Origin of the sequence: Lactococcus formosensis (genome assembly GCF_037892375.1) — a bacterium.
Taxonomy (GTDB): domain Bacteria; phylum Bacillota; class Bacilli; order Lactobacillales; family Streptococcaceae; genus Lactococcus; species Lactococcus formosensis.
In genome coordinates, this window is the sequence record NZ_CP141721.1 from 637,123 (window position 1) to 650,490 (window position 13,368).

Sequence of the window (13,368 nt, forward strand, 5' to 3'; positions counted from 1 at the left end):
CTACGCCCCTTGGTTTATCAATAAACTTCGTCGTCTTGATTTTCCATAAAGTTATTAAAAACTTCTTCAATCATATCCCATTCAGCATCTGAATCTTCAGCGATAGGTTGTAAATCCCCCTCAGTGCCATCTTCATTTTGAGTAAATGAATAGGCTTGGATTTCAACTTCACCATTATCATCTTCTGCACCATCAACAGGCATAACGAGGACATAGTTTTTACCAAATTCTTCTTGACCATCAATAGTGATCAAGATTTCAAAAAGGCTTTCATTACCGTTATCATCAATAAGAGTGATAAAACGGTCTTCATGTTCATGGTCATGTGTATGTTCTGACATAATATTTCCTACTTCTAAAATAATTTGTGTGCATCAAGATAATTTTGCAATATCAAGACAGCAGCGAGTTTATCGATTGATTTTTTACGATCCTTACGACGAACCCCACCATCAATCAATACTTTTTCTGCTTGCATCGTCGTCAAGCGTTCATCTTGGTATTCTACAGTAACATCAAACGTTTCGGTAATTTTTTCACCGTAGTTTCTTGAAGCTTCTGCCCGAATACCTTCATCATTATTCATATGTTTGGGTAAACCAAGTACGATTTTTGAAGGTTTATATTCTGTAATTAGCTCTGCCAAGCGTTCAAAACCAAGCGCTCCCGCTTCACTGTCAATCTTTATTGTTTCGACAGGCTGAGCGGTCATTCCCAACAAATCACTTACAGCTACACCAACAGTCTTCGTACCGACATCCAAACCTAAAATTCTACTGTACATTAAAGTTGTACACCGTGTGCTTTTAAGTATTCTTTAATCAATTCTTCAACAATATCATCACGGTCAAAACGACGGATTTTGTTACGCGCATCGTCGTGACGTGGAATGTAAGCTGGATCTCCTGACAAAACATAACCTACCATTTGGTTGATAGGATTGTAACCTTTAGCATCAAGTGCACGATAAACATTTACAAGTGTTTCGCCGATTTCTTTTTTACTTGAATCATCAAATTCAAAGCGGACTGTTTCATCTGTAAAACTCATAATATGTACCTCCTTTGGGTAGGTTCAAGCAACTGCTTAAAAATCCTTTTAATTAATTTTTTCTAATAATGCTCTTTAATTATACATCATTTCTGGCACTAATTCAATCTATTTCGTCTAGCAGCTCGAGCAAATAGTCCCATAAACTAATCTATTAGAGCGTTTTTTCATCCGATATTTAAGGGAGAATATTGCCTGCTGCCATATACAAGTCATACCATTCATTACGACTGAGAACAAGTTCACTCGCATTCGTTACTTCCAAAATACGTTGCTCCGTCATCGTACCAATTATTGTTTGCATACCTGCTGGATGGCGATTAATCCAAGCTATGGCAATCCCTGAAGGTGTGAGATTATATTTTTCAGCATATTCCTCAAGCTTTTTGTTTAATTCTGGGAATTTATCATTGCCAACAAAAGGTCCATCAAAATAACCATGCTGGAAAGGAGACCAAGCTTGAATTGTCATCTTATTTATACGGGAGTACTCTAATACTGAACCATCTTGCATGTGACTGGCCTGATTGGGAATGTTCACATTGAGACCTGCATCAATCATTTCGGTATGCTTCAAGCCAAATTGAAGCTGATTAAAGAGCAACGGTTGCTTCACTGCTGTTTTAAGCAACTCCACCTGCATCGGATTTTGATTTGAAACGCCAAAATAACGTACCTTACCAGATTTCTCGAGCTCGTGGAAGGCCTCTGCAACCTCTTCTGGCTCCATTAATGTGTCTGGGCGATGCAAGAGCAAAGTATCGAGATAGTCCGTCTGTAACCGTTGTAAAGAGCCTTCTACCGACTTGATAATATGTTCTTTTGAAAAATCAAAGGCAACCCCTGGGCGGATAGCGCATTTCGATTGGAGATAAATGTCTTCCCGTCGAATAGAGGTTTGCGCCAAAGCCTCGGCAAAAACTGTTTCACACTGTCCAGCACCATAAATATCCGCGTGGTCAAAAAAGTTAATACCATTTTCATAAGCTGTCTCAATAACTTTGACAGGGTTCTTTCCAGGTTCTATGATACGCATACAGCCTAAGATAATTTGTGAAGCTTGCATATCGGCAATCTGAATTTTTTTCATTAACAAAAACTCCTCTTCTTTTACAATAAATTCATTATATCACAATAAAAGTAAACGCTTTACTTTTCCAAGAGTTATTTTTGTTCCTTTTTATGAATCATGTTTCCAAAAGAAAAAACCCACCCGAGGGTAAGAATCTTTTTTTACAATTAAACTGTAAGTGAAGCACGTCCTTTACGACGACGAGCTGCAAGTACACGACGTCCGTTTTTAGTTGCCATGCGTGCACGGAATCCGTGAGTAGTCTTACGAGGTTTTTTATGTGGTTGGTAAGTACGTTTCATTTGTTAAATCCCTGGGCTACTTCACTTGGGAAAGTAGCTCCACCGTTCTTGCGGTGTTCCTTTCTTTCATTTCTGTGCTTAAAGCATACTAAAATATTCTACACCAAATCATCTCAAATGTCAAATTTCTTTTGTGACGGTGATATAACGATTGTATTCGTTACCTTCAGAATGGCTAGAAACACCTTCTTCTTTCGAAATAATTGTATGCACAATCTTACGTTCATTCGACTGTAAATCATTAATATAGACAGTTTCACCAGAACGTGCGCGCTCTGCTGCACGATGTGCTAAACTTGTAATATATGCTTTACGTTTTTCATGATAATCACCAACATTGACAGCAATATTTACACGTGTACTTAAAATACTGTTGGCATAAGCTTTAGCCAAAGTTTGCAGACTTTGCAAAATCTTCCCATGTTTACCAATGAGTAATGCATCTTGATTAGAATTTAGGTTAAAAACAATCAAGGCACCTTCTTTTGCAACATTCACAGTTATTGCAATGCCCATTTCAGAGGTAATATTTGTTAAGTAAGTTGAAATTTTATCTGCAAAAGCTGTTTCCTCAGCAGTTAATTCCATCGGTACAGCCTTAGCTTTTTCTTTCACCTTCTCAGGAATCTCAACTGCTGGAATCGGATCTTTGCTTTGAGCGATATCTGCCTTAACTTCTTCAATTATAACTTCACGTTCTTCTGGAGTTAATTCGCCTTCTTGTTCTTTTTCAGCTGCACGGACAGCTTTAACAATTTGACTTAACTCAAGAGTAGCTTCCATGGCCGACTGCGCTTTAGGCACACCAAGATTAACATCTTCAACACCACGTTCTGCTAAGCGATCTGCTTTGCGAATGGTTTCTTCTTTGATTTCTTCTATATCTACGAGGGCCCGCTTTTTTCCAAATCCTAAAAAGCCACGTTTCTCTTTTTGTTTTACATGAATATGCACATTTTCACGCTTTACACCTAAACGGTATAAACCGCGTTCTATTGCTTCTTCAACTGTTCTCCCAGTAAAAATAGTCATGATTTAAAACTCCTATCTCCTGATTTACTTTTTATTTTTCAAAGCCTTCTTCAGCGCCTTCTCACGTGCTTTTACTTTATCCTTTTCTGCTTGAGCTTTGGCTTCACGCGCTGCGATTATTTTGAAGGGGTTGGCAATAAGTAAAGTTTGTAACACTTGGAAACCATTTGACACTACCCAGTAAAGAGCAACACCACTTGCGACATTGATTGCAAAAACAAAAATCATCACAGGCATGGCAAAGGTCATGGTACTTGTCATTGCATTTTTCTCAGGGGCTGATTTCATTGTCAACCAAGAGCTAGCAAATGTAAAGAGTGCTGCCAAAATTGGAAGGATAAATGTTGGATCTTTATCCCCGATATTAAACCAGAGGAAGGTGCCGTGTTTTAGGAAGTCCACACGTGTCAAGGCTTGGTACAATGCCCATAGTATTGGCATTTGCACTAAGAGCGGTAAGCAACCTGCATAAGGATTGACCTTGTTTTTAGCGTAAAGTTCTTGTGTTTCTTCTTGAACTTTACGACGCGAATCCACGTCTTTACCTGGATATTGCGCTTGTATTTTTTTAATTTCAGGCTGAATTTCCTGCATTTTTTGGCTAGACTTGATTTGAATATTCATCAAAGGCAAAAGTGCCGCACGAATAATCAAGGTAAATAAAATAATACCAACAGCTGTCATACCACCAAATGACAAGAAACGAATAACCTGAGCAAATCCATAAACTATCTGTTCCCAAAAGTTTGTTGAATGTTGTGTGACCTCAGAACGTCCACAGGCAGCCAATAAGAGTAAAGAAGCACTTGCCATCGAAAGCAAAGTTATTTTCTTTTTCAATTCTTTTCTCCATCTTTATAAATTTTAGACAATTTCAATACATGCTTGAGATTTTTTCTTACTTCATCAAAACTGAGTTTTTCGACTCCTGGACGTGCAATAATCACAAAATCTTCGTCTTCTAAATGAGAAGAAAACTCTGCTACTGCATGTCTAATGAGTCGCTTCACACGATTCCGTGTGACCGCATTTCCAATCTTTTTACTTACTGAAATCCCCGTACGAAAATGCTGTTGCTCAGTATCGAGTTTATATACAACAAATTTCTTATTGGCAAAGCTATTTTTCGCTAAAAATATTTGTTCAAAGTCTTTCGAGCGTTTTACACGATAGGTCTTTTTTATAGCCAAGCCACTCTCTCCCATACTAAAAATTATCTCCATTATTTTAACACAAACTAGAGGAAAAGTCACTTTTTTCTAAGAAAGCGCTTTTTTAAGTTCGCTTTATTTTATAGTGCATATCATTACTTATAAGCTCAAAACCATGTTAGAATAAAGATAAACAAAAGATAGATGTAGCCAAGAGCCAATAAAGTGAGCTTCATTTCGCTTCCCTAAACATAATGGCTCAAAGAATCAATCCCCTTTGATTCCCGACTACACCTTTTCCTCCTCACACATTTGTTGGCTCTTGTGGGGAGGTTTTTTTAATGCCTCATGACCTCCATGGTCTAAACAACATCTTATGTGAGTGATATTATTCCTATTTTTATTAAAAATTTTGGTATAATAATGCGATGAAAAAACGTAAAAAGAAAAATTTCGCTCTATGGACAGTCAGTATCATAAGCCTCCTCCTGCTCATTGATTTAGGAATCACATATTACTTCTATTCCGTTGCCTATATCCGAAATGATGATCCCGTAGGCCAAGTTCAAGCATCAAGTAAAAATTATCCTCTCGTCACACAATTTGATAAGTTGAATAAAAAAACGCTTACCATAGAAAATGGTGGCTTAAAACTCAACGCCTGGTACATTCCTGCAGAACATAAAACAAATAAAACTGTTATCGTCGTCCACGGTTTTCGCCAAAATAAAGAAGCGATGCGCCAATATGGCCAACTCTTCCATGACCTAGGCTACAATGTTCTTATGCCGGATAATCGCGCTGCTGGAGCCTCTGAAGGCCAGCTCATCACTTATGGTTACTACGATAAAAAAGACGTGATTGCTTGGTCAAAAAAAATAACACAAGAAAATCCTGAAAGCCGTATTACTTTATTTGGTCTTTCTATGGGAGCAGCAACTGTTATGATGGCTTCGAGTGAGACAGAATTACCTAGCTCTGTCAACAGTATTATCGAAGATTGTGGCTATACTGATGTTTGGTCGGAAATTACCTATCAAGCCAAATCGACCTACAATATTCCGCCATTTCCCCTTGTCTATAGTTTATCCGCTATGAATAAAGTGCGCCAAGGTTGGTTTTTAAAAGAAGCAAGTGCGACACAAGCACTCTCTCAAAACAATCGCCCTATCCTCCTTATCCACGGCGATTCAGACACTTATGTGCCTACGTCAATGCTTAAGGAAAACTACCAAGCAGTCAAGACAGGAACACCAAAGGAAATGCTTTTGATTAAAGGTGCTGCACATGCCAAGGCCTTTGAGACAAATCCTCAACTTTACCGTCAATCTGTTGAAAAATTTCTGAAAAACTATAACGATTGATTATTTTACAGTGCTAAACACCCTATTACAGTTTATTCTTGCATTCCTCTTCCTAAAATGGTATTATATTAAGGTACCAATTCGCGGAAGTGGCGGAATTGGCAGACGCGCAGGATTAAGGATCCTGTGGCCTATCTTGGCTGTGCGGGTTCAAGTCCCGCCTTCCGCATATTATTTAAACGTCTAGTAATTAGACGTTTTTTTGTTTCCGCATCCGCTTCAAAATTATGTACAAAAATGGTATAATAATGACATCAAGAAACTATATATTTGCAATAATCAAGGCACTTAAGTCTTGAAATAAGGAGATAATACACGACATGATGAATATGCAAAACATGATGAAGCAAGCACAAAAGTTACAAAAACAAATGCAAGCTTCACAAGAAGAAATTGCTAACACTACTTTTTTTGGTAAAGCAGCACAAGATTTAGTAGTTGCTGAATTTTCTGGTGATCGTAAATTAACAAATTTAACTATCAAGAGTGATGTAATTGATCCTGAAGATCCTGAAACATTGCAAGATTTAGTAGCAGATGCTGTAAATGATGCTCTTACTCAAATCGAAAAAACAACCGAGCAAAAACTTGGCAAGTTCTCTAAAGGACTTCCCTTCTAAATAAAAAAGCCATGAAAGGCTTTTTTATTTTACTTCTGTTTATAAATTAGATTGAAAAATCAAAGAACAAGATTTTTATCATCTTTAAACACAAAAAACGCGAATTTCTCCGCGTTTTTCTTATTTTGTATATTCTTCAACGAGTGCGACAACTTCTTCCATTGTTGCACATTCAGTAAGCGCTTTGTTTGAAAGTTCTTCCATCTTAGTTGAGTCCAAACGTTTCATCAATGAACGTGTTTGGAGTACAGATGTTGCTGACATTGAGAATTCATCAAGTCCGATACCCATGAGAAGTGGAACAGCAGTTTGATCACCGGCCATTTCACCACACATACCAGCCCATTTGCCTTCTGCATGCGCAGCTTTAACAACATTGTTGATAAGGCGAAGGATAGATGGGTTGTAAGGTTGGTAAAGGTATGAAACTTGCTCATTCATACGGTCTGCAGCCATTGTATATTGAATCAAATCGTTTGTACCGATTGAGAAGAAATCAACTTCCTTCGCAAATTGGTCAGCCAACATTGCTGCTGCTGGGATTTCGATCATGATACCTACTTCGATACCTTCAGCTACTGGAACACCTTCGGCGATCAATTTAGCTTTTTCTTCGTCGTAGATTTTCTTAGCAGCACGGAATTCTGTAACCAATGCAACCATTGGGAACATGATACGGAGTGTACCGTGAACTGATGCACGGAGAAGTGCACGAAGTTGCGTGCGGAACATGGCATCACCACTATTAGAAAGTGAGATACGTAAAGCACGCCAACCCAAGAATGGATTCATTTCTTCTGGCAAGTCAAAGTATGGCAAAGTTTTGTCACCACCGATGTCCATTGTACGAACAACGACTGGTTTACCATTCATACCTTCAAGTACTGCTTTGTAAGCTTCGTATTGATCTTCTTCCGTTGGGAAGTCTTGAGCATCCATATAGAGGAACTCTGTACGGTAAAGACCAACAGCTTCCGCACCATTGTCGTTCACACCTTCAACATCTTTAGGTGTACCAATGTTTGCAGCTAACTCAAAGTGTTTACCATCAGCTGTTACTGTTTCAGCATCTTTAAGAGCAGCCCATTCAGCTTTTTGTGCCGCATACGCTTCACCAGCTGCGTGGAATTCGCTTTGCTGCTCTGGAGTTGGATCAAGAACAACTTCACCTGTTAAACCTGATACAGCCATAAGTTGACCTTCAGAAACAAGTTCAGTGATATTGTTTGTACCCAATACAGCAGGAATTTCAAGCGTACGTGCCATGATTGCTGAGTGAGATGTACGTCCACCAATGTTTGTAACAAAGGCTTTAACGTATTTCTTATCAAGCTGTGCAGTATCTGATGGTGTCAAGTCTTCAGCAACAATGATCACTTCTTCGTTAATCAAAGCTGGGCTTGGCAATTTAACACCAAGAAGGTTTGCCATTACACGTTTTGTAACGTCTTTAATATCGGCAGCACGTTCTTGCATATAAGCATTGTCTTCCATACCTTCAAAGATAGCAATGAACATGTCAGTGATTTCTTTAAGGGCTGCTTCAGCATTAACTTTTTTAGATTCGATAGTAGCTTTGATTTGAGCTGTCATATCTGGATCTGCAAGAACCATCATATGTGCGTCAAATACGGCTGCGGCTTCTTCTCCGAGGCTATCTACTGCTTTATCTTTAATGATTTGAAGCTCGCTTTGAGCGGCAGCGAGAGCTGCATCAAGACGAGCTTCTTCATTTTCGATATTCTCAACAGTCACTGTCTCAAATGACAAATCAGGTTGAACAAGCAAGTATGCCTTCGCTACGGCTACACCTGATGATGCAGCGATACCTTTAAGCATAGATGTCATTATTCAGCAAGACCTTCCTTAACCATTGTTTCAGCGATTGTGCTCAATGCGTCATCAGCATCAGCACCTTCAGCAGTGATAGTTACATCAGCGCCTTGACCAACACCGAGTGACATAACACCCATGATTGATTTAAGGTTTACAGATTTACCTTTGTATTCAAGGTTAATTTCTGAAGTGAATTTAGAAGCTGTTTGAACGAGCAATGTAGCTGGACGTGCGTGGATACCAGTTTCTGCAACGATGTGGAATTCTTTAGATGCCATTTTTGGAATCTCCTTATTTCAATTTTTATTCGATAATGCCTTTTTATTCAGCATATCTATACTTTAACATTATACTACAAAGTGAAAAGGTTTGCAATCATTTTTTCATTAAATTATCTTCATCATTTCGGCTTTTTTATTTATCCTCTGAAATTATTATATTTCCGCTTGATAAATCTCCTGAATCAAGGCCTCTGTTTTCTCCCAACCAAGACAAGCATCCGTGATTGATTTTCCAAACACTTCCGGTTGGTCTTGACGTCCATCTTCTAAATACGACTCAATCATAAAGCCACGTACATAACGTCGAATTTTTTCATCCCAATCACGATTAACTAAAGTTTGTCGTACAATTCGAATTTGCTCCATATATTTTTTACCCGAGTTATCGTGATTGGTATCCACAATGATAAAGGGGTTCTTCAGTCCCATTTTTTCGTAATTTTCAATAACTTCCTGCAAATTATCCGTATAGTAATTGGGAAGATTTTTACCATGCTCATCCTGCCCACCACGTAAAATGGCATGTGCCAAAGGATTTCCTGCAGTTTGCACTTCTGCACGACCAAAGAGGAAGTCTTGTTCTTGCTGCGCCGCGTAAATACCATTTAGCATGACTTTGATATTACCTGAAGTTGGGTTTTTCATTCCCGTTGGCGCATCAATCCCCGATGCCACGAAGCGATGTTGCTGGTTTTCCACCGAGCGCGCACCAACTGCATAGTAAGAGACCAGATCATCGACTAAGGGTAGATTTTCTGGGTAAAGCATTTCATCAGCGGTAGTCAATCCTGTTTCTGTAATAACCTTATAGTGGAGATCACGTACCATGCGAATACCGTTGATAAGATCAGCTTCACCTGATGCATCTGGTTGATGAATAATTCCTTTGTAACCTTCTCCGTTTGTTCGTGGTTTCGCTGTATAGACACGCATTACCATGAAAATCTTGTCTTTTACTTTTTCTTGGAGCTTAGCCAAACGATGTGCATACTCCAGAACAGCTGCTTCATTGTCCGAGGAGCAAGGACCAATAATTAACAAAAGTCGGGAATCTTCCCCTTTGATAATTGCTTCTAATTCTCTGTCTCTTGCTTCTTTTCGCTGATGTTGTTTACTATCAAGGTGGCCCAGCATTTTGACTGCGTCAACATTTATTTCTGGACTTATTATTTTGAAAGACATCTCTCTCCTTTCAATTTATTGATATCTTTTGTATTTATCAACTTAGAAAAATGAAACACCCTAAGTTAGGGTGTTTCATCTATTTTATCACTTTTTTATCTAAGCTGTGTGAACGCGACCATGACAGTTCTTATATTTTTTACCTGAACCACATGGACACATATCATTACGACCAACTTTACTGAAATCAATACCTTCTGCAGAAGCTTGTCCCACATTTGTCAAGTTTTCTTGTGAAGCCGTTACAGTTACACGCGGTGCTTGTTCTTGAATAGCAGTTTGCGGATGAATTTGAGCTTTCATCATCAAACGAGTTACTTCAAACTCAATTGCCCCGATCATGTTGTTAAACATCTTATGTGATTCTTCTTGATATTCAACAATCGGATTATTTTGTGCATAACCACGTAAGCCCACAGACTGACGCATTTGATCCAGGTGATCAATATGTTCTGACCAATTGTTATCTACCACACGAAGGATAACAGCACGTTGGAAGTCAATCTGGCGCTCTTTATTACCCAAGCGTCCCATTTGTGTTGCATAATGTTCTTTAACTTTTTCAAAAAGAAAATCCTTAATTTCTTGTGGGCTTTTACCACGAAGATCATCGACGTTAAAGATATCTGCTGAGAGCATAGTGTTTTCAACAGTTTCATAAAGATTGAGTAGATTTGCTTCTTCCTGCAAATCACCTGTTGCTGCATGTCCATCAACTTGGCGATCAATTGTACGTTTAAACATACCGTACAAAGCAGGGGTCATGTCTTCTGTCGCTACGATTACTTCATGACGTTGCGCATAGATAACTTCACGTTGTTCACGAATGACATCATCATATTGCAAAACTTGTTTACGCGAATCGTAGTTATTTCCTTCGACACGTTTTTGTGAGCCTTCAATCTGACGTGTAATCAAACCAGATTTGATAACTGCATCATCACCACTGATACGCATACGATCAAGGAAAGCAGAAACACGTTCAGAACCAAAACGTTTCATTAAGTCATCTTCAAGCGATAGATAAAATTGAGAAACACCAGCATCCCCTTGACGTCCAGAACGTCCACGGAGCTGATTATCAATACGACGGCTTTCATGACGTTCAGTACCAATTACTGCGAGACCTTGATATTCTGGATTTGGATGCTCTTTAACACCAGGGCCAAGCTTAATGTCGGTACCCCGACCAGCCATGTTGGTTGCAATGGTTACGGCACCTTGTTGACCAGCATTCATAATGATCTGTGCTTCACGGAAGTGATTTTTCGCATTCAAAACTTCATGCGGAATTTTAGCTGCGACCAATTTTTTCGAAATAATCTCAGAAGTTTCAACAGCAACCGTACCAATCAAGATAGGTTGTCCCTCAGCATGACGTTTCTTCACGTCGTCCAAGACAGCATTCAGTTTTGCTTCAAGTGTTGGGTAAAGCAGGTCTGGATGGTCCACACGGCGAATCGGACGGTTCGTTGGTATCGGGATAATTTGAATATTATAAATTTCACGGAATTCTTCTTCTTCCGTCTTCGCTGTACCTGTCATCCCTGACAATTTTTTGTACATACGGAAATAGTTTTGAATCGTGATTGAAGCCATCGTTTTAGATTCGTCTTGAATCGGCACACCTTCTTTGGCTTCAATCGCTTGGTGTAAACCATCCGAATAGCGACGGCCAGGCATTGTCCGACCTGTAAACTGGTCGATAATCAAGACTTCTTGTTGGTCATCAACCATATAATCAATATCATGAAGCATGATATAGTTGGCACGGAGTGCATTGTCCACAAAGTGAGTCAAGGCAACATTTTCCATGTCATAAAGATTTTCAATATCAAAGAAACGTTCTGCTTTATCTATCCCCTCATCTGTGAGTGAAATAGTTTTAGATTGCAAGTCAATCTTATAATCATCACCTTCTTCGTAATCTTCACGACCAAGCAAAGTTTTAGCAAACTGATCTGCGCGATAATAAAGCGCAGAAGATCCTTCTGCTTGACCTGAAATAATCAATGGTGTACGTGCTTCGTCAATCAAGATCGAATCAACCTCATCGACAAGCGCGTAGTTAAGCGGACGCTGTACCATATCTTCATAACGGGTGACCATGTTGTCACGCAAGTAATCAAAACCAAGCTCAGCTGATGTTGAATAAGTAATGTCGCAGTTATAAGCTTCACGTTTTTCTTCTGGTGATTTAGAGTTAAGGTTAAGTCCAACAGTCAAACCGAGCCAGTTGTATAATTCACCCATTTCTGTTGCGTCACGTGTTGTCAAATACTCATTGACTGTAACCACGTGTACACCTTTGCCAGAAATCGCATTTAAATAAACTGGCATAGTAGCTGTCAGAGTTTTACCTTCACCAGTACGCATCTCCGGAACGTCACCATTGTGGAGAACAATCCCCCCCATAATTTGCACGTGGAAAGGAAAAAGACCAAGGACACGTTTTGCTGCTTCACGGCAGACAGCAAAAACTTCGTACAACATATCATCGAGACTCTCGCCTGCAGCTGCACGTTCTCTAAATTCTTCCGTTTTTGCCTGCAGTTGCTCATCTGCTAGAGCAGCCATTTCTTCTTCGTATGCTTCGACTTTTTGAGCCATTTTATCTAATCTTTTTAGCTCTTTTTTGTCGTTTTCTACTAATTTTTTAATAATATTTGCCATGTATTCTCCGTTTATCATCCATTAAGGGATATTACCTTAATTTTAGCATTTTTAAAGGTTTTTTCCAATAGTTACCCCAAAAAATATAAATATAACTGTATTATTTAGCAACATATTTGTAATTTGGGTCAATTTCCTTATCAAGTTGAGTAAATGCCGCTTCCAAACGACGATTTACTTCTTCAATACCTTCAGCATTTGCTTTTTTTATATCTGAGATATCAATAGGCTCTCCAAAATTCAATTGTACTTTCTCACGCTTAAAAATACCTTTCATAGATAAAGGCCCTTGATAAACAGCAGGAACAATCCGAACCTTAGCCATTTTAGCGATAATCGTAACACCACCTTTGAGTTCGTTGGAGTGACGTGATCCTGTTGGAAACATGATGAGAGATTTATCTGATTTTTTTAGCATCTTCACTGGATACTGAATGACTTCACGTCCAGGATTTTCACGATCGACTGGGAAAGCTCCACATTTTTTAATCCACCAAGCAAAGAAAGGGTTTTTGAAGAGTTCTTTCTTTGCCATAAAGATGAACTGTTTTGGACGAGTCGCAAAAGCCATATAAACAGGATCAAGAATCATGCGATGTGGCGCTACTAAGATATAGTTCTCCGACTTATCTGGAATTCGTTCCGTATGGTGGTATGTGGCCTTACCATTAAATATGAAAAGTAAAAAGCGAACTAAACCGCGTAAAAATATATAAAACATAACTGATAGAATACTCCTAAAAATATTTAGCTTTATAAATTTTATACTATTTAGTTCGATTTGGCTAGTCAGAAAAACAAAAAA

The 13,368-nt window shown here is 38.8% G+C and carries 14 protein-coding genes, 1 tRNA gene and 2 pseudogenes; 3 read left to right on the plus strand and 14 right to left on the minus strand.

Annotation, left to right across the window (positions count from 1 at the left end):
* Window positions 1-17 precede the first annotated feature (17 nt).
* From VNN39_RS03120 to rnpA, 8 genes are all read right to left on the minus strand, one after another.
* On the minus strand, window positions 18-341 hold the full coding sequence (locus VNN39_RS03120) for a DUF1292 domain-containing protein (RefSeq protein WP_213432759.1): 324 nt from the start codon (window positions 339-341) through the stop codon (window positions 18-20).
* Window positions 342-355: 14 nt separating this feature from the next.
* The gene (gene ruvX, locus VNN39_RS03125) at window positions 356-784 is read right to left on the minus strand and encodes a Holliday junction resolvase RuvX (RefSeq protein ID WP_017368693.1); all 429 of its coding nucleotides are present in this window, start codon (window positions 782-784) and stop codon (window positions 356-358) included.
* Window positions 784-1,050: an IreB family regulatory phosphoprotein gene (locus VNN39_RS03130; RefSeq protein ID WP_003133629.1), complete on the minus strand. Its 267-nt coding sequence runs from the start codon at window positions 1,048-1,050 to the stop codon at window positions 784-786. Before VNN39_RS03130 ends, ruvX begins: the two co-directional genes overlap by 1 nt.
* Before the next feature lie 178 nt (window positions 1,051-1,228).
* Window positions 1,229-2,140, minus strand: a complete 912-nt coding sequence (locus VNN39_RS03135) for an aldo/keto reductase (RefSeq protein WP_338997846.1) — start codon at window positions 2,138-2,140, stop codon at window positions 1,229-1,231.
* Window positions 2,141-2,289: 149 nt separating this feature from the next.
* Window positions 2,290-2,424, minus strand: coding sequence for a 50S ribosomal protein L34 (rpmH, locus tag VNN39_RS03140; RefSeq protein ID WP_003135255.1), 135 nt, complete (start codon window positions 2,422-2,424; stop codon window positions 2,290-2,292).
* A gap of 120 nt (window positions 2,425-2,544) precedes the next feature.
* Entirely contained in the window at window positions 2,545-3,456 is a 912-nt protein-coding gene (jag, locus tag VNN39_RS03145) for an RNA-binding cell elongation regulator Jag/EloR (RefSeq protein WP_096368845.1), read from the minus strand.
* A 24-nt stretch (window positions 3,457-3,480) separates the two neighbouring features.
* Window positions 3,481-4,296, minus strand: a complete 816-nt coding sequence (locus tag VNN39_RS03150) for a YidC/Oxa1 family membrane protein insertase (RefSeq protein WP_003133626.1) — start codon at window positions 4,294-4,296, stop codon at window positions 3,481-3,483.
* Window positions 4,293-4,661: a ribonuclease P protein component gene (rnpA, locus tag VNN39_RS03155; RefSeq protein WP_019291921.1), complete on the minus strand. Its 369-nt coding sequence runs from the start codon at window positions 4,659-4,661 to the stop codon at window positions 4,293-4,295. The genes VNN39_RS03150 and rnpA overlap by 4 nt, the downstream gene beginning before the upstream one ends.
* A 374-nt stretch (window positions 4,662-5,035) precedes the next feature.
* Here rnpA and VNN39_RS03160 point away from each other — a divergent pair, with 374 nt between their 5' ends.
* From VNN39_RS03160 to VNN39_RS03170, 3 genes are all read left to right on the plus strand, one after another.
* Window positions 5,036-5,971 carry an alpha/beta hydrolase gene (locus VNN39_RS03160; RefSeq protein WP_338997847.1) on the plus strand — a complete coding sequence of 312 codons (936 nt, stop codon included), beginning with the start codon at window positions 5,036-5,038 and terminating at the stop codon, window positions 5,969-5,971.
* Window positions 5,972-6,054: 83 nt separating this feature from the next.
* Window positions 6,055-6,140 (plus strand) — tRNA-Leu (locus VNN39_RS03165).
* A gap of 151 nt (window positions 6,141-6,291) precedes the next feature.
* Window positions 6,292-6,591: a YbaB/EbfC family nucleoid-associated protein gene (locus VNN39_RS03170; RefSeq protein ID WP_096368848.1), complete on the plus strand. Its 300-nt coding sequence runs from the start codon at window positions 6,292-6,294 to the stop codon at window positions 6,589-6,591.
* A 120-nt stretch (window positions 6,592-6,711) separates the two neighbouring features.
* Here VNN39_RS03170 and ptsP read toward each other — a convergent pair whose 3' ends face one another.
* From ptsP to VNN39_RS03195, 6 genes and pseudogenes are all read right to left on the minus strand, one after another.
* The gene (gene ptsP, locus VNN39_RS03175) at window positions 6,712-8,439 is read right to left on the minus strand and encodes a phosphoenolpyruvate--protein phosphotransferase (RefSeq protein WP_003133622.1); all 1,728 of its coding nucleotides are present in this window, start codon (window positions 8,437-8,439) and stop codon (window positions 6,712-6,714) included.
* Entirely contained in the window at window positions 8,439-8,705 is a 267-nt protein-coding gene (locus VNN39_RS03180; RefSeq protein WP_003133620.1) for a phosphocarrier protein HPr, read from the minus strand. Before VNN39_RS03180 ends, ptsP begins: the two co-directional genes overlap by 1 nt.
* 156 nt (window positions 8,706-8,861) lie before the next feature.
* The gene (locus VNN39_RS03185; RefSeq protein WP_165711740.1) at window positions 8,862-9,890 is read right to left on the minus strand and encodes a 3-deoxy-7-phosphoheptulonate synthase; all 1,029 of its coding nucleotides are present in this window, start codon (window positions 9,888-9,890) and stop codon (window positions 8,862-8,864) included.
* A 99-nt stretch (window positions 9,891-9,989) separates the two neighbouring features.
* A pseudogene (locus VNN39_RS10090) lies at window positions 9,990-10,082 on the minus strand (SEC-C metal-binding domain-containing protein); the annotation flags it as partial.
* An 89-nt stretch (window positions 10,083-10,171) separates the two neighbouring features.
* A pseudogene (gene secA, locus VNN39_RS03190) lies at window positions 10,172-12,563 on the minus strand (preprotein translocase subunit SecA); the annotation flags it as partial.
* A 100-nt stretch (window positions 12,564-12,663) separates the two neighbouring features.
* Window positions 12,664-13,284: a lysophospholipid acyltransferase family protein gene (locus VNN39_RS03195; RefSeq protein ID WP_014024120.1), complete on the minus strand. Its 621-nt coding sequence runs from the start codon at window positions 13,282-13,284 to the stop codon at window positions 12,664-12,666.
* Window positions 13,285-13,368: the final 84 nt, after the last annotated feature.